Source organism: Streptomyces sp. NPDC041135 (genome assembly GCF_055592085.1).
Genome location: NZ_JBVIYZ010000006.1, coordinates 445,398 through 468,018, shown reverse-complemented (window position 1 = coordinate 468,018; position 22,621 = coordinate 445,398). Strand labels below are relative to the sequence as shown.

21 protein-coding genes are annotated in these 22,621 nt (G+C 72.4%); 10 read left to right on the top strand and 11 right to left on the bottom strand.

Annotation, left to right across the window (positions count from 1 at the left end):
• Window positions 1–277: 277 nt before the first annotated feature.
• The 3 genes from ACZ6CZ_RS17965 to ACZ6CZ_RS17955 all read left to right on the top strand — a co-directional run bounded on the left by ACZ6CZ_RS17965 (window position 278) and on the right by ACZ6CZ_RS17955 (window position 3,127).
• Entirely contained in the window at window positions 278–1,069 is a 792-nt protein-coding gene (locus ACZ6CZ_RS17965; RefSeq protein WP_469021578.1) for a trypsin-like serine peptidase, read from the top strand.
• A 99-nt stretch (window positions 1,070–1,168) separates the two neighbouring features.
• Window positions 1,169–2,188 (top strand): C40 family peptidase, encoded by a 1,020-nt coding sequence (locus ACZ6CZ_RS17960; protein WP_469021675.1) that lies wholly within the window; start codon window positions 1,169–1,171, stop codon window positions 2,186–2,188.
• Window positions 2,189–2,422: 234 nt separating this feature from the next.
• Window positions 2,423–3,127 carry a phosphatase PAP2 family protein gene (locus ACZ6CZ_RS17955; RefSeq protein ID WP_469021573.1) on the top strand — a complete coding sequence of 235 codons (705 nt, stop codon included), beginning with the start codon at window positions 2,423–2,425 and terminating at the stop codon, window positions 3,125–3,127.
• A 63-nt stretch (window positions 3,128–3,190) separates the two neighbouring features.
• Here the strand turns inward: ACZ6CZ_RS17955 and ACZ6CZ_RS17950 are convergent, their stop codons facing one another.
• On the bottom strand, window positions 3,191–4,780 hold the full coding sequence (locus ACZ6CZ_RS17950; protein ID WP_469021571.1) for an FAD-binding oxidoreductase: 1,590 nt from the start codon (window positions 4,778–4,780) through the stop codon (window positions 3,191–3,193).
• 318 nt (window positions 4,781–5,098) lie between these two features.
• Here ACZ6CZ_RS17950 and pstS point away from each other — a divergent pair, with 318 nt between their 5' ends.
• The 4 genes from pstS to pstB all read left to right on the top strand — a co-directional run bounded on the left by pstS (window position 5,099) and on the right by pstB (window position 9,286).
• Window positions 5,099–6,226 (top strand): phosphate ABC transporter substrate-binding protein PstS, encoded by a 1,128-nt coding sequence (pstS, locus tag ACZ6CZ_RS17945; RefSeq protein WP_469021672.1) that lies wholly within the window; start codon window positions 5,099–5,101, stop codon window positions 6,224–6,226.
• 140 nt (window positions 6,227–6,366) lie between these two features.
• Window positions 6,367–7,374 carry a phosphate ABC transporter permease subunit PstC gene (gene pstC, locus ACZ6CZ_RS17940; protein WP_469021568.1) on the top strand — a complete coding sequence of 336 codons (1,008 nt, stop codon included), beginning with the start codon at window positions 6,367–6,369 and terminating at the stop codon, window positions 7,372–7,374.
• On the top strand, window positions 7,371–8,432 hold the full coding sequence (gene pstA, locus ACZ6CZ_RS17935; RefSeq protein ID WP_469021566.1) for a phosphate ABC transporter permease PstA: 1,062 nt from the start codon (window positions 7,371–7,373) through the stop codon (window positions 8,430–8,432). Before pstC ends, pstA begins: the two co-directional genes overlap by 4 nt.
• A 77-nt stretch (window positions 8,433–8,509) precedes the next feature.
• Window positions 8,510–9,286: a phosphate ABC transporter ATP-binding protein PstB gene (gene pstB / locus ACZ6CZ_RS17930; RefSeq protein WP_469021564.1), complete on the top strand. Its 777-nt coding sequence runs from the start codon at window positions 8,510–8,512 to the stop codon at window positions 9,284–9,286.
• 129 nt (window positions 9,287–9,415) lie between these two features.
• On the opposite strand, the gene ACZ6CZ_RS17925 is transcribed toward pstB, so the two are convergent.
• Both ACZ6CZ_RS17925 and ACZ6CZ_RS17920 read right to left on the bottom strand, forming a co-directional pair.
• Window positions 9,416–10,414 carry an inorganic phosphate transporter gene (locus ACZ6CZ_RS17925; protein WP_469021561.1) on the bottom strand — a complete coding sequence of 333 codons (999 nt, stop codon included), beginning with the start codon at window positions 10,412–10,414 and terminating at the stop codon, window positions 9,416–9,418.
• 7 nt (window positions 10,415–10,421) lie between these two features.
• Window positions 10,422–11,042: a DUF47 domain-containing protein gene (locus tag ACZ6CZ_RS17920; RefSeq protein WP_469021559.1), complete on the bottom strand. Its 621-nt coding sequence runs from the start codon at window positions 11,040–11,042 to the stop codon at window positions 10,422–10,424.
• A gap of 206 nt (window positions 11,043–11,248) precedes the next feature.
• On the opposite strand from ACZ6CZ_RS17920, the gene ACZ6CZ_RS17915 reads away from it, so the two are divergent.
• A complete protein-coding gene (locus ACZ6CZ_RS17915; RefSeq protein WP_362163275.1) occupies window positions 11,249–11,554 on the top strand; it encodes a metal-sensitive transcriptional regulator in 306 nt (101 codons plus the stop codon).
• Window positions 11,555–11,605: 51 nt separating this feature from the next.
• Here the strand turns inward: ACZ6CZ_RS17915 and ACZ6CZ_RS17910 are convergent, their stop codons facing one another.
• Complete coding sequence (locus tag ACZ6CZ_RS17910; RefSeq protein ID WP_469021553.1) at window positions 11,606–11,791, bottom strand: hypothetical protein; 186 nt, start codon at window positions 11,789–11,791, stop codon at window positions 11,606–11,608.
• Window positions 11,792–11,882: 91 nt separating this feature from the next.
• A complete protein-coding gene (locus ACZ6CZ_RS17905) occupies window positions 11,883–12,746 on the bottom strand; it encodes an SCO4651 family lipoprotein (RefSeq protein ID WP_469021550.1) in 864 nt (287 codons plus the stop codon).
• A 152-nt stretch (window positions 12,747–12,898) separates the two neighbouring features.
• On the opposite strand from ACZ6CZ_RS17905, the gene ACZ6CZ_RS17900 reads away from it, so the two are divergent.
• Window positions 12,899–13,072, top strand: coding sequence for a hypothetical protein (locus tag ACZ6CZ_RS17900; protein WP_469021547.1), 174 nt, complete (start codon window positions 12,899–12,901; stop codon window positions 13,070–13,072).
• Between the two features lie 33 nt (window positions 13,073–13,105).
• Here the strand turns inward: ACZ6CZ_RS17900 and ACZ6CZ_RS17895 are convergent, their stop codons facing one another.
• The 4 genes from ACZ6CZ_RS17895 to mshD form a co-directional block, all read right to left on the bottom strand.
• A complete protein-coding gene (locus ACZ6CZ_RS17895; RefSeq protein WP_469021544.1) occupies window positions 13,106–13,570 on the bottom strand; it encodes an NUDIX hydrolase in 465 nt (154 codons plus the stop codon).
• A 27-nt stretch (window positions 13,571–13,597) separates the two neighbouring features.
• The gene (locus tag ACZ6CZ_RS17890; protein ID WP_469021539.1) at window positions 13,598–14,743 is read right to left on the bottom strand and encodes a CHAD domain-containing protein; all 1,146 of its coding nucleotides are present in this window, start codon (window positions 14,741–14,743) and stop codon (window positions 13,598–13,600) included.
• On the bottom strand, window positions 14,724–17,078 hold the full coding sequence (locus ACZ6CZ_RS17885) for an RNA degradosome polyphosphate kinase (protein WP_469021537.1): 2,355 nt from the start codon (window positions 17,076–17,078) through the stop codon (window positions 14,724–14,726). The genes ACZ6CZ_RS17890 and ACZ6CZ_RS17885 overlap by 20 nt, the downstream gene beginning before the upstream one ends.
• 340 nt (window positions 17,079–17,418) lie before the next feature.
• Window positions 17,419–18,345 carry a mycothiol synthase gene (gene mshD, locus ACZ6CZ_RS17880; RefSeq protein ID WP_469021535.1) on the bottom strand — a complete coding sequence of 309 codons (927 nt, stop codon included), beginning with the start codon at window positions 18,343–18,345 and terminating at the stop codon, window positions 17,419–17,421.
• Between the two features lie 181 nt (window positions 18,346–18,526).
• Here mshD and ACZ6CZ_RS17875 point away from each other — a divergent pair, with 181 nt between their 5' ends.
• Window positions 18,527–20,332, top strand: coding sequence for a bifunctional metallophosphatase/5'-nucleotidase (locus tag ACZ6CZ_RS17875; protein ID WP_469021532.1), 1,806 nt, complete (start codon window positions 18,527–18,529; stop codon window positions 20,330–20,332).
• 75 nt (window positions 20,333–20,407) lie between these two features.
• Here ACZ6CZ_RS17875 and ACZ6CZ_RS17870 read toward each other — a convergent pair whose 3' ends face one another.
• Window positions 20,408–21,877: a HAMP domain-containing sensor histidine kinase gene (locus tag ACZ6CZ_RS17870; protein ID WP_469021530.1), complete on the bottom strand. Its 1,470-nt coding sequence runs from the start codon at window positions 21,875–21,877 to the stop codon at window positions 20,408–20,410.
• The gene (locus tag ACZ6CZ_RS17865; protein ID WP_469021527.1) at window positions 21,874–22,611 is read right to left on the bottom strand and encodes a response regulator transcription factor; all 738 of its coding nucleotides are present in this window, start codon (window positions 22,609–22,611) and stop codon (window positions 21,874–21,876) included. Before ACZ6CZ_RS17865 ends, ACZ6CZ_RS17870 begins: the two co-directional genes overlap by 4 nt.
• Between the last annotated feature and the right edge of the window lie 10 nt (window positions 22,612–22,621).

The following is a 22,621-nucleotide window of genomic DNA, read 5'->3' as shown; positions in this document are numbered from 1 at the left end:
ACGCCGGGCAATGAGGCCTGAGCGGAACCTGTCGTGCGGTTCCGTCGTTGACCCCCTTCACGACCTGGCGCGATGGGTGACGGCCGGTCGGGTGAGTGGTCGTCACGATGTTCTCACGGTATCCCCGGTGGCCGGCGGCCCCCCTCGGTCACTTTCCGTGAAGCTCTGGGAGGCGCTGCCGTGACCCGCACCGTACGGTGGATGCGGCATCCGGCCACTCGGGCCACTCGGGAGGGGTGAAAGGGGCGCACCGCCCCGGGTGAGGAGGCGAGGGCAGGTGAAGCGCATCCCCGTGCTGCTGTCCGGTGCCGTGGTGCTGCTGGCGCTCGCCACGGACGGTGAGGCGGTCGCGGACGACGGGCCGGGTGCTCTCGGTGTGACCTCGGTGGCCGTGGCGGACGCGCGCAGTGCGCGGGTGGGGGCGCTGTTCGGCGCCGACCGGGCCGGGCGTCTCGCCGGAGGGCACTTCTGCACCGCCTCGGTCGTGCACAGCCCGCGCCGCGACCTCCTCGTCACCGCCGCGCACTGCCTCGGCGGCGACGGCGCCGGCCTGCTGTTCGTGCCGGGCTACCGGGACGGCCGGGCGCCGTACGGGGTGTGGCGGGTGCGCCGGACGTTCGTGTCCGGGGGCTGGTCCGGCGGGCGGGACGGCGACAGCGACGACAGCGAGGACAGCGACCTCGCCTTCGCCGTCGTGGACGCCTACCGGGGTGTCCCGGCCGGCGCGCGGATCGAGGACGTGGTGGGCGCGAACTCCTTCGTGACCGGGGCGGCCACCGGCGCCGCCGCCGTGACCGTCACCGGGTATCCCGACGCCCGCGAGGTGCCCGTGGGCTGCGTCCAGCGCCCGGTGCCGTACAGCGCCACGCAACAGCGCGTGGACTGCCCCGACTTCACCGGCGGCACCAGCGGCAGCCCGTGGGTCGACGGCCGCGGCCGCGTGCTCGGCGTGCTCGGCGGGCACGAGCGGGGCGGGTCGAGCGCGGACGTCTCCTACAGCGTGGTGCTGGGAGCCGCGGCGGCCGCGCTGTACGCGGAGGCGGCGACCCCCGGACAGCCCAAGAAGTAGCCCGCCTCGCCCTCCACCCCGGTGATGAGGCGTCATCCGTACGCCGTTGCCTGTGAAATGGCGCCACTTCGGGCAGAAACAGCCTTGAAGCGGGCCGACATGGGGGAGGGTTGTGCCGTGCGGAAAGTATGGGTGGTCGGTGGGGCGGCCGTCGGGCTCGGGCTGAGCTTCGTGATGCTGCTGGTGGTCGGGGTGTACATCGTCGCCGGGAACCTGGTCAACGGCGTCGGCTCGGGCAGCCGGGGGCTGGCCAAGGGCGCGGTGCCGGCCGCCTACTCCGCGCTGGTGCAGCGGTGGGGCAACCTCTGTCCCGCGCTCAGCCCCGCCCTGCTCGCCGCCCAGCTGTACCAGGAGAGCGGCTGGAACCCGACCGCCGTCAGCCCGGCCGACGCGCGCGGCATCGCCCAGTTCATCCCGAGCACCTGGGCGACCCACGGGATCGACGGCAACGGTGACGGCAAGCGTGACATCTGGGACCCGAATGACGCGATTCCATCGGCCGCGTCGTACGACTGCGAACTCGCCAAGTACGTCAAGGACGTGCCCGGCGACACCTCCGACAACATGCTCGCCGCCTACAACGCGGGCGCGTACCGGGTCATAAGGACCGGTGGGGTTCCGGCCATCAGCGAGACGCAGAACTACGTCCGCACGATCCGCAGCCTGGAGCAGAGCTTCGCCGCGCCGGTCACCCGGGTCGACCCCACCCGGCAGGCCGCCGGGGCCATCGCCTTCGCCCAGAAGAAGCTCGGGACGCCGTATCTGTGGGGCGGCAACGGCACCCCTGACCAGGGCGGACGGTTCGACTGCTCGGGGCTGACCAAGGCGGCGTACGAGAGCGTGGGGATCACGCTGCCGCGAGTGGCGAACGATCAGTACAACGCCGGTCCGCACCCCGCGCGGGGCGAACTGCTGCCGGGCGATCTGGTGTTCTTCTCGGACAACCTCACCGACTCCCGCGCCATCCGGCACGTGGGCATCTACGTGGGCGGCGGATACATGATCGACGCGCCGCGCACGGGTGCGGTGATCCGGTTCGACCCGGTCGACACCCCGGACTACTTCGGGGCCACCCGGGTCACCGAAGATGGCGCGAAAGCGCTACCCACGAAGGTCTGAACGCTCCGTGAACCCACCCCCTGAGCTGCGGCGATGAGTCTCTCTTCGGTAACGTCTGCGTGATCATTCGGTGGAGTGTGGAACGTAGAGGGCGGGGCCGTGCGTTCCTGTTGACGTAGCCGAGCGGACCGTCAGTGCGCCAGTGCAGCGGAAGCGGATCTACAGACCACGGGGGTGGACAGGAGCGGCGCACACGAGGTGCGTCCGGGAAGACGACGAAGGGGCCGCAGCACCATGGCTGTACTCGCCGAGACCGGATCGAACCCCGACGTCGACCTGCTCTACGACATCAACGGCCTCGCCAAGGACGCACCGCACGGGTTCGACCGGGCGATGGAGTTCGTCGGGGAGTACGGGCTGCTGGTCGCGATGGTGCTGCTGGTGCTGGGGTGCTGGTGGTCCGTGCGGCGGGGCGCCGCCGAGGACGCCGCGTCCTCGGTCGCCGCCCTGGTGTGGGCGCCCCTCGCGGCGGGCATCGCGGTGCTGGTGAACGTGCCGATCCGGGGGTTCGTCGAGCGGCCCCGGCCGTTCGTCGACCACCAGGGGCTCGACGTCCTCGTCTCCGGCAAGAACGACTTCTCCTTCGTGAGCGACCACGCGACGATCACCATGGCGCTCGGTGTCGGGCTGTTCGTCGCCAACCGGCGCTTCGGCATCGCGGGCATCGGGCTGGCGCTGCTGGAGGGGTTCTGCCGGGTGTACATGGGGGTGCACTACCCGACCGACGTGGTCGGCGGCTTCGCGCTCGGCACGGCGGTGGCGCTGCTGCTGTCCCCGCCGGCCATGGCGCTGCTCACCCCGCTGATGAAGGCCGTGGAGCGCTCCGACCGGGCCGGGTGGCTGGTGCGTGCCCGGTCGTCCGAGCGGGGCCGGGGCGACTCGCTCGTGCCGGGCACCCGGCAGCCGCTGGAGTCGGAGGAACGCGACCTGGCGGCCTGACCCGCCCCGCCCGGACCGCTCCCGCGCCTCCAGCCCGTCCCGGCCGACCGCTCCCGCCGGTCCCTACACCGCCTGCGGGTAGGAGAAGAACCGGTCCGGGTCGTACTGCTTCTTCACCTTGCCCAGACGCGTCGCCGCGTCCCCGTAGTACGCCTTGCGCCAGCCGGTCAGGGTCGGGTCGGTGTAGTTCTGGTAGGCCGCGCCGGAGGCGTACGGCTTCATGGCGGCGTGGGCCGAGGTCAGCCACGACTGGGCGGTGCCGCCGGAGGCGCCCGCGCCCCAGGAGGCGATGTACTGGGCCAGCATCCGGGAGCGGCGGTGCACGAAGGCGGTGGCCGTGGGGGAGACGCGGTTGACGGCGCCGCCGAGGGCGGTGAACGCGATGCTGCCCGCGCCGCCGCGGACCGAGCCGAGCTGCTTCAGCAGGGTCTGGACGCCGGCCGCGCTGAGGGACGTGTCGAAGAAGTCGGAGCGTGCCGCGTAGGTCTCGCGGCCCAGGCGGCCCTGCGGGGAGCGGCCGGGCGTGGAGCCGGGCAGGTGGCACTGGGCGTCGGTGGAGAAGGAGGAGCAGCCGGCGTAGATCTCCATCGCCTCCTCGTAGCCCCGGCGCTTGAGCGAGACCGTCCTGGCGTTCGCGCCGGCCTTGTGCGCCAGGCGGTCGACCGCGTTCTGCAGTTCGCCGTAGGTGCCCAGGGAGAAGCAGGCCACGGAGACGGTCGGGGTGCCGCCGGGCGTGTTCGCCAGGTGCAGGGAGGACCAGATCTCGTCGGGCTGGGTGGGGCCCCACTCCTGCCAGGCCTTGAACACCGCGGCGGCCTTGGACCACGACCAGGTCAGGTAGGCGGTGACGGCCTGCGGGGCGGGGTGGGTGGCGAACTCCAGCTCGGTGACGACGCCGAAGTTGCCGTTGCCGGCTCCGCGCAGCGCCCAGAACAGGTCCGGGTGGCTGGTGGCGTCGGCGGTGAGCTGTGTGCCGTCGGCGGTGATCAGGGTGGCCCGGGTCAGGCTGTCGCAGGTCAGGCCGTAGGCCCGGGAGGCGACGCCGTGGCCGCCGCCGAGGACCAGGCCGGAGACGCCGACCGTGGGGCAGGAGCCGGCCGGTATGGTCACGCCCTTGGCGGCGAGGCCGCGGTAGACGTCGATCAGTTTGGCGCCGGCGCCGACGACGGCCCGGCCGCCGCTCGCCCGGACGCTCTTGAGGCGGGAGACGTCCACGATCAGCCGGCCGTTTCCGGAGGACCAGCCGGCGTAGGAGTGGCCGCCGTTGCGTATCGCCACCCGTACGCCGTGGGCGCGGGCGTAGGCCAGGGAGGTGCGGATGTCGTCGGGGTGGGCGACGTAGGCGACGGCGGCGGGCTTCAGGCCGTCGAAGCGGGTGTTGTAGAGCTGGTGGGCGGTCTTCCAGGCGGTGTCGCCGGGGCGGAGCAGGGTGCCGTCGAGGTCGCGGGCGAGCGCGGCCCAGTTCGGGGCCGCCGTGGCGGCCGTGAGCCGCGTGCCCGAGGACGCGGACGCGGACGCGAGCGTGGTCCGGGTCGTGCCCGCCGTGGTGGCGGGGGAACCGGTGGCCTTTCCGCCGCCGCCCGGGCCGCACGCGGTGAGCGCGCCGGCCGCCAGCGCGGCCGCGCCGCCCGAGATGAAGGTGCGCCGTTCCATGTCCGTGCCTTTCGTCGGCTCCTGTCGAACGAGACGACGCCATGCGCGCAGGGGTTCCAGGAAAGGGCGGGCGAACGTCACGGACGCGTCTGCCCGGCCCTCCCGTCGGTATCTCCGTGTGCTCTCCCCGTGAGCATTCCGTGACCTCACCGGGCCGACGGCAGGGGTTCACCCCTCGTTCACTTATGGCCATCGGCCACTTCACCTGTTCTGCCTAATTTCGGCCTTACCCGGTGCGGAGTGCGGCCATGAATGCGCTCACGCATCACGATGTCGCACGCCGCCGACGGTGGCGGCTCCTGGAAGGAACTCCCGAACGTGAAGCTTCAGCGCAAGAACCGGCTGCGCGCCCTTTCCCTCGGTGCTCTCGCCGTCTCCGGCGCCCTGGCCCTGACGGCGTGCGGCTCCGACGACACGGGCGACAAGGCCTCGGGTGGCTCCTCGTCCACGGCGAAGGCCAGCTCCATCAAGTGCGACGACGCCAAGGGGCAGCTCCTGGCGGACGGCTCCTCGGCGCAGAAGAACGCGATCGACGCCTGGGTGAAGTCCTTCTCGCAGGCCTGTGGCGTGCAGATCAACTACAAGGGCGGCGGCTCCGGCGCCGGCGTCACCGCGTTCACGCAGGGTCAGGTCGCCTTCGCGGGCTCCGACTCCGCGCTGAAGCCGGAAGAGGTCGCCGCCTCCAAGAAGGTCTGCTCCGGCGGCCAGGGCATCGACCTGCCGATGGTCGGCGGTCCGATCGCCGTCGGCTACAACGTCCCGGGTGTCGACAACATCGTCCTGGACGCGTCGACCCTGGCGAAGATCTTCGACAGCAAGATCACCAACTGGAACGACGCGGCGATCAAGAAGCTGAACCCCGGCGCGAAGCTTCCCGACCTCAAGATCCAGGCGTTCCACCGCTCGGACGAGTCCGGCACCACGGACAACTTCACCAAGTACCTGATCGCCACCGCCCCGAGCGACTGGAAGTACTCCGGCGGCAAGGCCTGGCAGGCCAAGGGCGGCCAGTCCGCCCCGCAGTCCGCGGGCGTGGCCCAGCAGGTGAAGCAGACCGCGGGCGCCATCGGTTACTTCGAGCTGTCCTACGTCTCCGACGGCGTCAAGGCCGTCTCCATCGACACCGGTGCCGCCAAGCCGGTCGCGCCCAGCACCGACAGCGCCACGGCCGACATCGCGGCCGCCAAGGTCGTCGGCACCGGCAAGGACCTGTCGCTCCAGCTGGACTACAAGACCAAGGCCGACGGCGCCTACCCGATCACCCTGGTCACCTACGAGATCGTCTGTGACAAGGGCAACAAGGCGGACACCCTGCCCGCCACCAAGGCGTTCCTGCGCTACATCGCCAGCGAGGACGGCCAGGGCGTCCTGTCGGGGATCGACTACGCCCCCGTCCCCGCCGAGATCATCGCCAAGGTCCGCACCACCATCGAGGGCCTGAGCTGACCTGATCCGAGTGTGCGGCCCGGTCCCGTCCGGGGCCGGGCCGCACCGTCCGGTGCACCGCCGCCCGGAGCCGCGCCCGTCCGCAGCGGGAGGGCTCCACCGAGCCGCCCACCCGGCGGCTCCGCAGACCGGAGAACCCGATGGACATGACGACGCAGACGACAGACGCACCCCCACCGACATCCCGGCCCGCCGAGGCCGAGCACAGGCGCGAGGCCCGCGGCGCGACCCGCCCCGGCGACCGCATCTTCCTGGGCCTCTCCCGCGGCTCGGGCATCCTGCTGCTGGTGGTCATGGCCGCGATAGCGGTCTTCCTCGCCTACCGCGCCTCGCTCGCGATAGGCCGGGACCACGGCAACTTCCTCACCACCTTCGAGTGGAACACCAACCTCACCCCGCCGGTCTTCGGCATCGCGGTGCTGGCCTTCGGCACGGTGGTCTCCTCGGTGATCGCCATGGTCGTCGCGGTCCCGATCGCCGTCGCCATCGCGCTGTTCCTCACCCACTACGCCCCGCGCCGGCTGAGCGGTCCCATCGCCTGGGTGATCGACCTGCTCGCCGCCGTGCCGTCCATCGTGTACGGCCTGTGGGGCGCCTTGGTCCTCGTACCGCACATGACGGGCCTGTACGGCTGGCTGGACCGCTACCTCGGCTGGACCGGCGTCTTCTCCTGGGACGGCGGCGCGCCCCGCGCCATGCTGACCGTCGGCATCCTGCTCGCGGTGATGATCCTGCCCGTGATCACCAACGTCAGCCGTGAGGTCTTCCGGCAGGTGCCGCAGATGCACGAGGAGGCCGCGCTGGCCCTCGGCGCCACCCGCTGGGAGGTCGTCCGCATGGCGGTGCTGCCCTTCGGCCGCTCCGGCGTGATCTCCGCCTCGATGCTGGGCCTGGGCCGCGCCCTCGGCGAGACCATGGCCGTGGCCACCGTGCTCTCCCCGACCTTCGACATCCAGGCCAGCCTGCTCGACCCGGGCGGCGGCACCTTCGCCCAGAACATCGCCAGCAAGTTCGGGGAGGCCACCGAGCAGGGCCGGGACGCGCTGATCGCCTCCGGTCTGGTGCTCTTCGTCATCACCCTGCTGGTCAACGGAGCGGCCCGAGCGATCATCGCCCGCCGCAAGGAGTACTCGGGAGCCAACGCATGAGCACCGCAGTCCTCCCCGAGAAGCGGCCCAGCACGCTGCGCGGGGCGACCCTGCCGGCCTGGGCCCCGTGGGCGCTCGCCGGCGGCTCCCTGGTCGTCGCGGCCGGCATCGGGCTGGTCGCCGGCCTGGGCAACAAGGTGCAGTGGGGCCTGATCGCCGCGATCCTGTTCGTGCTCGGCACCTACGCCGTCGCCGCCCGCGTCGAGGGCCGCCGCCAGGCCAAGGACCGCGTCGCCACCTCCCTGGTCTGGGTCGCCTTCCTGCTCGCCGTGATCCCACTGGTGTCCCTGCTGTGGACGACCGTCTCGCGCGGCGTGAAGGTCCTCGACGTCTACTTCCTCACCCACTCCATGGGCGTCGTCGCCGACTCCGAGCCGGGCGGCGGCATCTACGCCGCCATCGTCGGCAGCGTGGAGCAGGTCGGCCTCGCGACCCTGATCGGCGCCCCGGTCGGCATCCTCACCGCGATCTACCTGGTGGAGTACGGGCGCGGCAACCTCTCCCGGGCGGTCACCTTCTTCGTCGACGTGATGACCGGCATCCCGTCGATCGTCGCGGGCCTGTTCATCCTCAGCCTGATGCTGATCTTCAAGATGGAGCCGTTCGGCTTCGCCGGTTCGCTGGCGCTGGCCATCCTGATGATGCCGGTCGTGGTGCGCTCCACCGAGGAGATGCTCAAGCTCGTCCCGAACGAGCTGCGGGAGGCCTCGCTGGCGCTGGGCGTGCCGAAGTGGCGGACCATCCTGAAGGTGGTCCTGCCGACCTCCATCGGCGGCATCACCACCGGCGTCATGCTGGCCGTCGCCCGGATCGCGGGCGAGACCGCCCCGGTGCTGCTGCTGGTGTTCGGCAACCCCTTCATCAACAACAACCCCTTCGAAGGGGCGCAGGCGTCGCTGCCGCTGTACATCTACCAGCAGTACTCGCAGAGCGCGGGCGCCAACGCGGCCTACGACCGGGCCTGGGCCGCCTCGCTGACGCTGATCGCCTTCGTGATGATCCTCAACCTGGTGGCCCGTTCCATCGCCCGCTGGAAGGCCCCCAAGGCCGGTCGCTGAGCGGCACCTCGCGGCCGCCGCCGCCCGAGCGGCCCACCGGCGACCGACCACCACGTATCGGAAGTGAAGCAGACATCATGGCCAAGCGAATCGACGTAAGCGGGCTGACCGCCTACTACGGGTCCCACAAGGCGATAGAAGACATCTCGATGACGGTCGAGCCGCGCTCGGTGACGGCGTTCATCGGCCCCTCCGGCTGCGGCAAGTCGACGTTCCTGCGCACGCTGAACCGCATGCACGAGGTCACGACCGGCGGCCGCGTCGAGGGCAAGGTCCTGCTGGACGACGAGGACCTGTACGGCGCCGGCATCGACCCGGTGTCGGTGCGGCGCGAGGTGGGCATGGTCTTCCAGCGCCCCAACCCCTTCCCGACCATGTCGATCTTCGACAACGTGGCGGCGGGCCTGCGCCTGAACGGCAACTACAAGAAGTCCGAGCTGGGCGACATCGTGGAGAAGTCGCTGCGGGGCGCCAACCTCTGGAACGAGGTCAAGGACCGGCTGAACAAGCCCGGCTCGGGGCTGTCCGGCGGCCAGCAGCAGCGGCTGTGCATCGCCCGCGCCATCGCGGTCGAGCCCAACGTACTGCTCATGGACGAGCCCTGCTCGGCGCTCGACCCGATCTCCACGCTCGCCATCGAGGACCTGATCGGGGAGCTGAAGGAGCGCTTCACGATCGTCATCGTGACGCACAACATGCAGCAGGCGGCCCGCGTCTCGGACCGTACGGCGTTCTTCAACCTCTCGGCGGTCGGCCGGCCCGGCAGGCTGATCGAGATCGACGACACGGAGCGGATCTTCTCCAACCCGTCGGTCCAGGCCACGGAGGACTACATCTCCGGCCGCTTCGGTTAGATCCCGCCCGCCCCCCTTGACCCCTCGCGGTGCTGCATGGCGGTGCCACCGCGAGGACGCGAAGGGCCCGCCCCTGATCCCCAGGGGCGGGCCCATCGCGTTTCACCGGGCGGGAGCCGGCTCAGCGGCTCACAGGATCGTCAGCTTGAGCAGGCCGAAGGCCAGGGCGGCGACCAGGGCCGCGGCCGGCATGGTGATGAACCAGCCCAGGACGATGTTCTTGGCCACGCCCCAGCGCACCGCGTTCACCCGCTTCGTGGCGCCGACGCCCATGATGGCCGACGTGATCACGTGGGTGGTGGAGATGGGCGCCTTGAACAGGAACGCCGTGGTGAACATGATCGAGGCGCCGGTCGTCTCCGCCGCGAAGCCCTGCGGCGGGTCCAGCTCGATGATCTTGCGGCCCAGGGTGCGCATGATCCGCCAGCCACCGGCGTAGGTGCCCAGCGACAGCATCATCGCGCAGACGATCTTCACCCAGACCGGGATCGGGTCGCCGAAGGTCTCGTGGCCGGAGATGACCAGGGCCAGCACCACCACACCCATGGTCTTCTGGGCGTCCTGGAGGCCGTGACCGAGGGCCATGGCGGCCGCGGAGACGGTCTGCGCTATGCGGAAGCCCCGCTTGGCCTTGTGCGGGTTCGACCGGCGGAACAGCCACATGATCGCCGTCATCATCAGGTAGCCGACGATGATGCCGACGACCGGCGACAGGAACATCGGGATGACGACCTTGTCGAGCACGCCGTTCCACAGCACGTCCGTGCCGCCCGCCAGCGCCGCGCCCACCATGCCGCCGAACAGCGCGTGGGAGGACGAGGAGGGCAGGCCGAAGTACCAGGTGACCAGGTTCCAGACGATCGCGCCGACCAGCGCCGCGAAGAGGATGGCCATGCCGGTCGAGCCGCTCGGGGTCTCGATGAGCCCCTCGCTGACCGTCTTGGCCACCCCGGAGCCCAGGAAGGCACCCGCCAGGTTCATGACCGCGGCCATGGCCAGCGCCGCCCGCGGGGTCAGCGCCCGCGTCGACACCGAGGTGGCGATCGCGTTGGCGGAGTCGTGAAAACCGTTGGTGTACGTGAAGAAGAGCGCGACCGCGACGGTCGCGATCAGGGCGAAGGTGTCCATCGACGCCTCAGGACTCCTTGACGGCGATGGTCTCCACCGTGTTCGCCACGTGCTCGAACGCGTCCGCCGCCTCTTCCAGCACGTCCACGATCTGCTTCAGCTTCAGCACCTCGATGGCCTCGAACTTGCCGTTGAAGAGCGTGGCGAGCAGCTTGCGGTGGATCTGGTCGGCCTGGTTCTCCAGCCGGTTGACCTCGATCCAGTACTCGGTGAGGTTGTCCATCGTGCGCAGGTTCGGCATGGCCTCGGCGGTCAGCTCGGCGGCCCGCGCCAGCACCTCGATCTGCTGCTCGACGCCCTTGGGCAGCTCCTCCACGTTGTAGAGGACGACCAGGTCGACGGCCTCTTCCATGAAGTCCATGATGTCGTCGAGCGACGAGGCGAGGTTGTAGATGTCCTCGCGGTCGAACGGAGTGATGAACGAGGAGTTCAACTGGTGGAAGATCGCGTGCGTGGCGTCGTCACCCGCGTGTTCGGCGGCCCGCATACGCTCTGCGATCTCGGCCCGGGCGGAGGAGTCCGCTCCGAGCAGTTCCATGAGGAGTTTCGAGCCCGTGACGATGTTGTCCGCGGACGCGGCGAACATGTCGTAGAAGCTCGTCTCCCTGGGGGTCAGACGAAAGCGCACGTGGGGTCCTCGGGGTGCTTCGGTTTCGGTCAGGCTGATGCTAGGCGCATCATCCGGCCACGGCTAATGGGCCGTCCCCCAGTGTCGCCCATCGGTCAAGATGATCAGCACGGGGGCGTACCAACGACCGCCTACCCCGCGAAGTTCGTTACCATATACCCACCAGGGGTATGCGTTCGCTGCCCGTCCCTTCCCGGAGGCCCGCGATGACGACCACCGAGGCCGGCGCCACGCACGGCTACCACAAGCAGAAGGACGAGCACCTCAAGCGGCTGCGCCGGATCGAGGGCCAGATCAGGGGCCTTCAGCGGATGGTCGAGGAGGACACGTACTGCATCGACATACTCACGCAGGTCTCCGCCTCGACCAAGGCGCTGCAGTCCTTCGCCCTCCAGCTGCTGGAGGAGCACCTGCGGCACTGCGTCGCCGACGCGGCCCTCCAGGGCGGCGACGAGATCGACGCGAAGGTCGACGAGGCCACGAAGGCGATCGGCCGGCTCCTGCGCACCTGAGCAGGGGGCGCACCCGGGCGGAACGGCCGCGCACCTGGCGAATGGCCGGTCTCAGCCGGTGCGGCGTCCGCGCGGGTCGCGTTCCTCGGCCACGCGCAGCACCTCGTCGATGCTCTCCATGCTGAGCCGGTCCTCGGCCGCCGAGGCCGCGATGATCAGCTCTCCGCACAGTTCGATCTCGGCGAGCGCCACGTGGTCCTGAACTGCCGTACCGCCGACCGGAGCCACGTGCGTCACCTCGTCTCTGCCGTCACCGGCTTCCTAGAGTAGGTAGCGCCCCACATACCGCGCATGGCACGGACGGGCTAGTTCCCGCATGGGTTACCGGCTAGTTCTCCGGCTGGTTCTCGGCGATGCGCCCGGCGTAGATGTCCCGCGCACGCGGCAGGCGGACGTCGGCGGGGGTGCCGAAGCCGTAGAGCAGGGTGGTGGAGGCGACCGCGACGGCGGCTTTTCGGCGGCCGTTGACGAAGCTGAAGCGCTGGCGCAGCTTGCGCACACGGCCCTGGTCGTCGAGGTAGGCGTCGAACGGCACCCGGGCCGTGGCGAACCCTTTCGCCGCCGCGGCCAGCGACTCCCGGTCGCCCGGTGCGGCCGAGCGGGCGGCCGCGGCCAGGTCGGCCGTGCCCCGGTAGTGCCGTACCGGGGTGCCGCCGACCTCGGTGCGGCCCAGGTAGGCCGCGTCGCGCGTCCCGCGCAGCAGCTCGGCGGCCGCGTACGGGTCGGTCGCGCCGCCGGTCACCAGGTTGCCGTCGGAGAGGGTCGCCGTCTCCACCCGGACCCACTTGTCGGCGGGCACCCCGGCGCCCCGGTTCTTCATGTACAAAGCGCCGGGGGCGAGCAGTTCGGTGATCGGGCGGTGCTCGGCCGTGCCCGCGGGGTCCTCGGGCAGCAGGACCGTGAGGTGTCCGAGGCGGCGCCGGAAGTCGTAGACGCCCCTGCCGCGGATGGTGATGCGGGTGCCGCCGGTGGCCATCTCCATGGAGGTGGTGGCCTTGGACGTGCCCGCGCCGCGCAGGGTGTCGGCGGCGCCGCGCAGGGCGGCCACCGGGTCGCCGGCGCCGCGCGCGTCCTCGGCGGCGGCTCCGCTGCCCGCGCAGCCCGTGGCGCCGAGCCCGAGGCCGACCGCGATCACCGTCATCCCCGCGACGACGGCCGTCCCGCCCGCGCGTGTGTGCTGCCGCCGCTCCATCGCCTGCCTACCCCCAGCCGGTACGTCCGTCACGGGCACCCGTCGTGGTGTCAACGACGGTCGGGGGTGCGCCGTCACGCGCCGGTGCGGCCGTCTCGGAGCCCGGGCGGCCGGATGCGGGCTTCGCCCCCGGGCTGGGTACCGTTCCGGGTGTGGCGCAGCAGGACGGTACGGACCGGGTCCGGCAGGGGCGGGAACACGTGACGACGACGAGCGAGCAGGGCCGCTTCTGCGTGGCCCGCTGTGTCTGCGGCTGGCGGGGTCCGGCCCGCCGGGCCCGCAGCCAGGCCCGCACGGACGCGGAGGGGCACGCGGCGGACGGGTAGGCCGCGGCGGACCGGCGGGGGCGGCGGGCCCCCTCAGCCGGCCGGTGCCGGGCCGGGCGGTGTCCGGTCCTCGTCCGGCGGCGGGGCGGGCAGCCGGAGCAGGGCGTCGACCAGGTCCCGGTCCTGCGGCCGGGTCAGCCGGTCGCGCGCGGCCTCCGGGGACAGCCACAGGACGCGGTCGACCTCGTCGTTGGGCACGAAGCCGCCCGCGACGGCCTCGCCCGCCCAGTAGCGCACCCGCTTGGGGCGGCCGTCGGCCTCGTACCGCGCGGTGGGCAGCGCGCCGCCGGGCGCGGCCGTGTACCCGGTCTCCTCCGCCACCTCGCGCAGCGCCCCGGCCAGGGCGTCCTCGCCCCGTTGGAGCTTGCCCTTCGGGTGGGACCAGTCGTCGTACCTGGGTCGGTGGACCAGGCAGATCTCCAGCCGGCCGTCGGCCGGTGAGTGGCGCCACAGCACGCAGCCCGCGGCCTCGACGGGAGTGCCGTCCTTGTCCGTCACGGTGGTCCACCGCCTCCTCGGTAGGGGTCAGGACGCGCTGACCGTCTCCTTCTGCCACGCCTGCTGGAAGGCGAACCTGGCCGCCTCGACCTCGTGCCGCTGGTCGGCGTGGAGCACGCCGAGGGCGTAGGCGGTCGCGGGGGCGATGCGCGGGGTGCGGGCCGCCTGGGCCGCCGCCGTGGCCGCCTCCGAGGCGTCCCGGTGCCGGTCCAGGGCCTGCCCGGCCGCGCGCAGGCGGACGTCCACCGGGACGCCGGCCGGGTGCAGGGCCTCGCGGGCGTAGCGGTGCAGGCGCAGCAGCAGCCGGACCTGGTGCCAGGGGCCGTCCTGGGGGTGCGGGGCGGGGTCCGGGGACAGGCCGTGGACCAGGGCCTCCGCGTTGTACGGGTGTCCGGCGGTGAGCAGCGGCAGGGCGGTGACGGCGGCGGTGAGCCGGTCCTCGGCCGCGGTGGCCAGGGAGTGCGGGTCGGCGCCGGCGGCCGGGGCGAGCGGGACCTCGCTGGCGAGTAACGCGATCTTGTCGGCGACCGCGTGGAAGCGGCTGGAGCCGAGGGCCTGGAGGGCGGTGGAGTGGGCCCGGGTCCGGGCCAGGGTGAGCTGGCGCTCCAGCAGGGCGCCCGCCTTCACCGCGCCGACGGTGAGGGTGCCGCGCTCCGCACCGGCCGCCGGGCGGGTCCGCGCCCCCGCGCCCCCGCCCGAGCCGCCCCCGGCGGGCCCGGTACCGGGCGCCGGGTCGGCCGCCTGGACCGGGAAGGCCGTCGAGCCGGACAGCCGGTGCAGGGCCACCAGCAGGCGCTCCAGCCGGGACTCGTAGGCGTGTTCCAGGCCGAGGGTGCCGGACAACCAGGCCAGTTCGGGGCGGATCTGCTCGGACCAGTCGGCGTCCAGCAGCGGCCGGAAGGTGTGCAGGCTGCCGCTGATGCGGCGGGCCGAGCGGCGCAGGGCGCGCGCCGCGTCGGCCGACTCCCGGGTGCCGCCGGCCTCCCCCGCGCGGACCTCTCCGGCGCGCGCCCTGGCCCGGGCGGGGCCGCCGCCGTCGCCGCCGGTCTCCCGGTGCAGCCGCAGGGCGCGCAGGAACTCCGTGGCCTGGGCGCGCAGGTACCCGGCGAGGGACTCCCCGCTCACCACCGCCCCGGCCGCCGGGTCCGTCGGGTCAAGGTGTCGCTGTGCCACGCCGGCGCCTCCGGGCGTCTATGAGCATCTCCTGGACATTGCGCAGGGGCTGTCCGTCCGCGTCGGTCGCGTGCCTGGTCCACTCGCCGTCGGGGCCCAGGTGCCAGGACGCGGTGGAGTCGGACATGCCGGTCTCCAGCAGCCGGATCAGGCTGGCCCGGTGTGCCGGGTCGGTGACCCGGACCAGGGCCTCGATGCGGCGGTCGAGGTTGCGGTGCATCATGTCGGCGCTGCCGAACCACACCTCGGGCTCGCCGCCGTTGCCGAAGGCGAACAGCCGGGAGTGTTCGAGGAAGCGGCCGAGGATGGAGCGGACGCGGATGTGCTCCGACAGCCCCGGTACCCCGGGCCGCAGCGCGCAGATGCCGCGCACCCACACGTCCACCGGCACGCCGGCCTGGGCGGCGCGGTAGAGGGCGTCGATGACCGCCTCGTCGACCATGGAGTTGACCTTGATGCGGATGAACGCCGGCCGGCCCGCGCGGTGGTGCTGGGCTTCCTTGTCGATGCGGGCGACGAGACCGTCCCGCAGCATCTTGGGGGCGACCAGCAGCCGGCGGTAGGTCTCCCGGCGGGAGTAGCCGGAGAGCCGGTTGAACAGGTCCGACAGGTCGGCGCCGACCTGGGGGTCGGCGGTGAGCAGCCCGAGGTCCTCGTAGAGGCGGGCGGTCTTGGGGTGGTAGTTGCCGGTGCCGACGTGGCTGTAGCGGCGCAGCGTCTCGCCCTCCTGGCGGACCACCAGGGACAGCTTGCAGTGGGTCTTGAGGCCGACGAGGCCGTACACCACGTGGCAGCCGGCCTCCTCCAGCTTGCGGGCCCACTTGATGTTGGCGTGCTCGTCGAAGCGGGCCTTGATCTCGACCAGGACGAGCACCTGCTTGCCGGACTCGGCGGCGTCGATGAGGGCGTCGACTATCGGGGAGTCGCCGGAGGTGCGGTACAGAGTCTGCTTGATCGCCAGGACGTCCGGGTCGGCGGCGGCCTGCTCCAGGAAGGCCTGCACGGAGGTGGAGAAGCTGTCGTAGGGGTGGTGCAGCAGCACGTCGCGGCTGCGCAGCGCGGCGAAGATGTCCGGCGCCGAGGCGGACTCCACCTCGGCGAGGTCGCGGTGGGTGCCCGCGATGAACTTGGGGTACTTCAGCTCCGGCCGGTCGAGGCTGTGGATGCGGAAGAGGCCGGTGAGGTCCAGGGGGCCCGGCAGCGGGTACACCTCGGCCTCGCTGATCTTCAGCTCGCGCACCAGCAGGTCCAGCACCTCGCGGTCGATGGACTCCTCGACCTCCAGCCGCACCGGGGGCCCGAAGCGGCGCCGCATGAGTTCCTTCTCCAGCGCCTGGAGCAGGTTCTCGGTGTCGTCCTCCTCGACCTCGAGGTCCTCGTTGCGGGTGAGCCGGAAGGCGTGGCTCTCCAGCACCTCCATGCCCGGGAACAGCTCCTCCAGGTGCGCGGCGATGACGTCCTCGAGGGGGACGTACCGGCCCGGGGTGGCCTCCAGGAACCGCGACAGCAGCGGCGGCACCTTCACGCGGGCGAAGTGCCGGTGGCCGCTGACGGGGTTGCGCACGATCACGGCCAGGTTCAGGGAGAGGCCGGAGATGTACGGGAAGGGGTGGGCGGGGTCGACGGCCAGGGGCGTGAGGACCGGGAAGATCTGGTGCCGGAACAGCGTGAAGAGGCGGGCCTGCTCCTTCTCGGTCAGCTCGTTCCAGCGGACCAGGTGGATGCCCTCCTCCGCCAGCGCGGGGGCGACGTCCTCGTGGTAGCAGGCGGCGTGCCGGGCCATCAGCTCGCGGGAGCGGGCCCAGATCATCTCCAGCACCTCGCGCGGCTGGAGGCCGGAGGCGGAGCGGGTGGCGACGCCGGTGGCGATACGGCGCTTCAGGCCGGCGACCCGGACCATGAAGAACTCGTCCAGGTTGCTGGCGAAGATCGCCAGGAAGTTGGCGCGTTCGAGCAGCGGGGTGTCCGGGTCCTCGGCCAGCTCCAGGACCCGTTCGTTGAACGCGAGCCAGCTGCGCTCCCGGTCGAGGAACCGGCCCTGCGGGAGCTGGACCCCGTCGGCCCGCGACTCGTCGTAGGCGTCGAGGTCGGAGTCGATGTCGGGTTCCAGGTCGGACACCACGGCCGCCACGGTGTGCGGGCGGTGCGCGGCGATGGAGCCCACGGAGGGCTGCGCGTGCTGGACCTTGGCCTGGGCGTCTGGCTGGCTCATGACCCCATTGTTCCGCGCCACCGGCCCGGCGGGCGCGTCGGAACGTGCGGGTGGCAGCGACAGGGTCCCGTTCCCCGGGCGCCCCGTGGGGGGTGGCGAAGGCTGTGGCGCGGCGGGCTTCATTGGCCGAGCGTCGCAAGCCCGGCTGAATCAGCGGTTACGGCGACATGACGTGCGAGACAGCGGGGAGTGGATCCCGGACGTTCCGGGACCGGCCGCGCGGGCGGGCGGGGGCCCGGGAGCAGGGCGAAAGCGGCGATCCGTACGTCGCCGCCCCGTACGTCGGCCCCGTACGCCGGCGCCCGCGCCCCCGGCGGGAACCGGTCGGTGGAGGTCCCGTACGCCCCTCCCCCCGTGGAAGAGGCGTACGGGACCCCGCCCCCGCCATAGACGGGGAAACGGCCGTCCGCGTTCCGTGTCCCGGCCGCCCGCCGTGCGGGCCGTGCGGGCCGGGCGGGGCAGGTCAGGTCTCGGTGCGGTACATCAGGTCCGTCTCGTGGACGGTGAAGCCCAGCCGCTCGTACACCGAGACCGCCGCGGTGTTGTCGGCGTCGACGTAGAGCATCGCGGTCGGCAGGCCCTGTCCGGCCAGGTGGCGCAGGCCGATCGTGGTCAGGGCCCTGCCGAGGCCGCCGCCCTGCTCGCCGGGCCGGACGCCGACGACGTACACCTCGCCGAGCCGCTCGGCCGCGTGCACCTTGGTCCAGTGGAAGCCGATCAGCTCGCCCGCGCGCTCGGCGAGGAAGAAGCCGGCCGGGTCGAACCACGGCTCGCCCCTGCGGTCGTCGAGGTCGCGCTGGGTCAGCGAGCCCTGCTCGGGGTGGTGGGCGAAGGCGGCGGCGTTGACGGCGAGCCAGGCCGCGTCGTCCTTGCCGGGTACGAACGTCCGCACGGTGACGCCCTCGGGCAGCTCGGGCTCGGGCAGCTCCAGGCCTGCCAACGGCCGCCGCATCTGGCGCAGTTCGCGGAACAGGGTCAGCCCGAGCACCTGGGCGAGGTGCCGGGCGGCGGGATGCCCGCCGTGCGCCCACACCCGCAGCCGCTTGCCGGAGGCGGCCAGCAGCGCCGCGCCCAGGGCCCGCCCGTGCCCGTGCCCGCGGTGCGCCGGGGCGACGACCAGTTCGGCGGCCGGTGCCTCGACCGGGTCGGTGTCCTCCAGCTGCGCGTAGCCGACGAGTTCGGTGCCGAGGGAGAGCAGCAGGTGCGAGACGCCGTCGCGCGGGCCGCCGCGCAGCCGGATGCGGCCCTGTTCGGAGACCGGCTGCCGCCCGTCGCCGCGGGCGGCCTCGTCGAGCAGCCCGAGCACGGCCCCGGCCCGGTCCGGGGCGAGTTCGGCGTAGGTCTGGATGGAGCGGGACGGAAGGGGCCGTGCCGTGTCGTCGCTGGTCATGCGTACGAGGGTACGGCGGGCTCCGGCGATGCGGCGGCAGTGCCGGAGCAGGTGGCGGGAGCGGCGGCGGCGCCGAAGGGAAATCAGGATGTAACCCCGAACCCCCTGTCGCGCTACGCGCGTTGACCTTAGGCTGCGCCGCGAACGGGCCACTGGCCACAGCCGACCCACAGGGGAGCGCATGCCGACCACACCTCGTCCCGACCGGCGCACCGGACGCCGGCGCTACGGTCTCCTCGCGGCGGCCGCCGGCCTCGCCACGGCAGCCGCGCTGACCGCGGCCCTGCCGGCCGACGCGCACGACGGCCGGGGCGGCGGGCACCGGCACCCCGGCCGCTACCAGGACGTCCAGCTGCTGTCCTTCAACGACCTGCACGGCAACCTGGAGCCGCCGTCCGGCTCCTCCGGCCGGGTCAGCGAACTCCAGCCGGACGGTACGTCGAAGACGGTCGACGCGGGCGGCGTCGAGTACCTCGCCACCCACCTGCGCACGGCCCGCGCGGGCCACCCGTACTCCGTCACCGCGGCCGCCGGTGACATGGTCGGCGCCTCTCCGCTGCTGTCGGGACTGTTCCACGACGAGCCCACCGTCGAGGCGCTCGGCAAGCTGAAGCTGGACGTCACCTCCGTCGGCAACCACGAGTTCGACGAGGGCGCCACGGAGCTGGCCCGGCTCCAGAACGGCGGCTGCCACCCCACCGACGGCTGCTACGGCGACACCGCGTTCCGCGGCGCCGACTTCCCGTACCTGGCGGCCAACGTCCTGGACGAACGGACGCACCAGCCGATCCTGAAGCCCTACTGGGTGTGGAAGAAGAAGGACGTCCGGATCGGCTTCATCGGCGTCACGCTGGAGGGCACGCCGAACATCGTCTCGGCGGACGGCGTCAAGGGCCTCGCCTTCAAGGACGAGGTCGAGACGATCAACAAGTACGCCAAGGTGCTCCAGCGCCAGGGCGTGCAGTCGATCGTGGCGCTCGTCCACGAGGGCGGCTACCCGGCCTCCGGGGCCTACAACTACGACTGCGACTCCCCGGGCCCGGGCGGCGGCCTGTCCGGCCCGATCGTGGACATCGCCAAGAACGTCACCCCGGCGGTGGACGCCCTGGTCACCGGGCACACGCACAACGCGTACGTCTGCACGGTCCCGGACCCGGCGGGCCGGCCCCGCATGGTCACCTCCGCGGCCTCCTTCGGCCGCCTCTACACCGACACCACGCTGACCTACGACCGCTTCACCGGGGACATCGCCCGCACGGCCGTGAAGTCCGCGAACCACGTGGTCACCCGGGACGTCGCCAAGGCACCGGACATGACCGCGCTGATCGCGAAGTGGAACACCCTGGCCGCGCCCATCGGCAACCGGCCGATCGGCTACATCTCCGCCGACATCGGCAACACCGGCACCGAGTCCCCGATGGGCGACCTGATCGCCGACGCCCAGCTGGCCTACGGCAGGAAGCTGGACGCGCGCACCAGCCTGGCGCTGATGAACCCCGGCGGGGTGCGGGCCGGGCTGACCTACGCGGCCAAGGGCGCCGAGGGCGATGGCGTGGTGACCTACGCCGAGGGCTTCACCGTGCAGCCGTTCGCCAACACCGTCAACCTCCAGGACTTCACCGGCGCCCAGCTGGTGCAGGTGCTGAAGGAGCAGGTCAGCGGTCCCAATGAGGCGGCGCCGAAGATCCTCCAGCCGTCCGCCGGGCTGACCTACACGCTGGACATGACCAAGTCGGGCGCGGACCGCGTGGTCACCGCGTCCATCCGGCTGGGCGGCGCGCCCATCGACCCGGCCGCCACCTACCGCGTCGCCACCAACAGCTTCCTCGCGGGCGGCGGCGACGGCTTCACCACCCTCGGCCAGGGCACGAACGACGTCGTCGGCGGGGACGACCTCGCCGCGCTGGAGTCGTACCTGACGGCCGTCTCCTCCCCGGCGGCGCCGCTCGCCCCGCCGGCCGCGAACCGCATCACCGTCACGGGCTGACACCGGTGTGACCGCGCGCCCCCGAGCAGCCGGCTCGGGGGCGCGTCACGTGCGCGGGCCCTGGTCAGGGGCGTGTCACTCGGGCCGGCCCTGGTCCGGCGGCGGGACGGGCGCACCGGGCAGCCGTACGGTCGCCACCGTGCCGCCGCCCTCCGCGCGGGCCAGGGTCACCTCGCCGCCCGCCTGCTGCACCGTGCGGGCCACGATCGACAGGCCGAGGCCCGAGCCGGGCAGCGCGCGGGCGCTGGGGGAGCGCCAGAAGCGGTCGAAGACGTAGGGCAGTTCGTCGGCGGGGATGCCGGGCCCGTGGTCGCGGACCGTCAGCACGCCGTCCGCCAGCAGCACCTCGACCGTGCCGCCGTCGGGGCTGAACTTCACCGCGTTGTCGAGGATGTTGACGACCGCGCGCTCGAGCGCCGACGGTTCCGCGCGCACGTACCAGGGGTCCAGGTCCGCGGTGATCGTCAGCTCCGGGCCGCGCAGCCGGGCCCGGCGCAGGGCCGCCTCGACCGTGTCCTGGAGCGCCACGACCTGCACGCGCTCACCGCGCTGGCCCTCCGAGCGGGACAGCTCCTGGAGGTCGCCGATCAGCGCGCCCAGCTCGGTCATCTGGGCCTTCACCGAGGCCAGCAGCGCCTTGCGGTCCGCGGGCGGGATCGGGCGGCCGGTCTCCTCGCTGCGGGTGAGCAGCTCGATGTTGGTCCGCAGGGAGGTGAGCGGGGTGCGCAGCTCGTGGCCGGCGTCGGCGATCAGCTGCTGCTGGAGGTCGCGCGAGCTGGCCAGGGAGGACGTCATCGAGTTGAAGGAGCGGGAGAGCCGGGCGATCTCGTCCTCGCTCTCGTCCGCGACCGGGATGCGGATGGTCAGGTCCTCGGTGCGGGCGACGTGCTCGACCGCCTCGGTGAGCTTGTCGACGGGCCGCAGTCCGGCCCGGGCGACCGCCAGTCCGGCGGCCCCGGCGCCCAGCACTCCGATGCCGGAGACCAGGAGCAGGATGAGCGCGAGGTCGTTGAGCGTGTTCTCGGTGCCCTTGAGCGGGACGGCCGCCATGTAGACGCCGGTGGTGGTCTCGCCCGTCATCCGGCTGGTGAAGACGAGCGGCAGGGTCAGCACCCGTACCTCGGCGCCGTCCGCGTCGCTGCCGTTGCGCAGGATGCCGTGCGGGTCGGGCTCGGTCGCGTGCTTGACGACGTCCAGGTCGGCCTGGGTGACCTTGATCCGGCCCACGGAGGTGGTGAACAGGCAGGTGGTGCCGTCGGCCTGGACGACCTGGGAGTAGCTGGTGCGCACCCCGCCGCGGAAGTTCGGCTGCGGGGTCTGCGTGCAGGTGGCCAGGGCGTCGTTGATCTGCGCCTCCTGCTGCGGCCGGGGGATGACGGCGGCCTTCTTCAGCTCGTCGTTGACCTGGTCGTACAGCTTGCCCTGCACGATGAACCAGCAGGTCACCGACACCGCCGCCACCGCGAACGCCACCGCGGCCGCGACCAGCATCGACAGCCGGGCCCGGATGGGCAGCGCCCGGAACCGGCGGCCGAGCCTGCTCACTCGGCGCCGCCCTGCCGCAGGACGTAGCCGACGCCCCGGACGGTGTGCACGAGGCGCGGTTCGCCGCCCGCCTCGGTCTTGCGGCGCAGGTACATGACGTAGACGTCGAGGGAGTTGGAGGAGGGCTCGAAGTCGAAGCCCCACACGGCCTTCAGGATCTGCTCGCGGGTGAGGACCTGGCGCGGGTGGGCCATGAACATCTCCAGCAGCGTGAACTCGGTGCGGGTCAGCTCCACCTGCCGTCCGGCCCGGGTGACCTCGCGGGTGGAGAGGTCCATGCGCAGGTCGCCGAAGGTGAGCGCGTCGTCCTGGCCGGCGGCGCCGACACCGGCCGCCGCCGCGTAGGAGCTGCGCCGCAGCAGGGCGCGGACCCGGGCGAACAGCTCGTCCAGCTCGAACGGCTTGACCAGGTAGTCGTCCGCCCCGGCGTCCAGCCCGGTCACCCGGTCGCCCACCGTGTCGCGGGCCGTCAGCATCAGGATCGGGGTGGTGTCCCCGGCGCCGCGGATGCGCCGGGCGGCGGTGAGTCCGTCCATCCGCGGCATCTGGATGTCCAGGACGACCAGGTCGGGCTGGTAGAGGGTGGCCTTCTCCAGGGCGTCCGCGCCGTCGACCGCGACCTCGGTGCCGTAGCCCTCGAAGGCGAGGCTGCGCTGGAGGGCTTCGCGTACGGCGGGCTCGTCGTCGACGATCAGGATGCGCTGGGGTTCACGGTCGCCTTCGGCGGGACTCATGGCTCGCGGT

Bases quoted from the DNA above. Each gene is read 5' to 3' on its own strand.
- ACZ6CZ_RS17960 (WP_469021675.1), top strand. From the start codon at position 1,169: ATGGGGGAGGGTTGTGCCGTGCGGAAAGTATGGGTGGTCGGTGGGGCG.
- ACZ6CZ_RS17955 (WP_469021573.1), top strand. From the start codon at position 2,423: ATGGCTGTACTCGCCGAGACCGGATCGAACCCCGACGTCGACCTGCTC.
- ACZ6CZ_RS17950 (WP_469021571.1), bottom strand. From the start codon at position 4,780: ATGGAACGGCGCACCTTCATCTCGGGCGGCGCGGCCGCGCTGGCGGCC.
- pstC (WP_469021568.1), top strand. From the start codon at position 6,367: ATGGACATGACGACGCAGACGACAGACGCACCCCCACCGACATCCCGG.
- pstA (WP_469021566.1), top strand. From the start codon at position 7,371: ATGAGCACCGCAGTCCTCCCCGAGAAGCGGCCCAGCACGCTGCGCGGG.
- pstB (WP_469021564.1), top strand. From the start codon at position 8,510: ATGGCCAAGCGAATCGACGTAAGCGGGCTGACCGCCTACTACGGGTCC.
- ACZ6CZ_RS17925 (WP_469021561.1), bottom strand. From the start codon at position 10,414: ATGGACACCTTCGCCCTGATCGCGACCGTCGCGGTCGCGCTCTTCTTC.
- ACZ6CZ_RS17915 (WP_362163275.1), top strand. From the start codon at position 11,249: ATGACGACCACCGAGGCCGGCGCCACGCACGGCTACCACAAGCAGAAG.
- ACZ6CZ_RS17905 (WP_469021550.1), bottom strand. From the start codon at position 12,746: ATGGAGCGGCGGCAGCACACACGCGCGGGCGGGACGGCCGTCGTCGCG.
- ACZ6CZ_RS17885 (WP_469021537.1), bottom strand. From the start codon at position 17,078: ATGAAGCCCGCCGCGCCACAGCCTTCGCCACCCCCCACGGGGCGCCCG.
- mshD (WP_469021535.1), bottom strand. From the start codon at position 18,345: ATGACCAGCGACGACACGGCACGGCCCCTTCCGTCCCGCTCCATCCAG.
- ACZ6CZ_RS17875 (WP_469021532.1), top strand. From the start codon at position 18,527: ATGCCGACCACACCTCGTCCCGACCGGCGCACCGGACGCCGGCGCTAC.
- ACZ6CZ_RS17865 (WP_469021527.1), bottom strand. From the start codon at position 22,611: ATGAGTCCCGCCGAAGGCGACCGTGAACCCCAGCGCATCCTGATCGTC.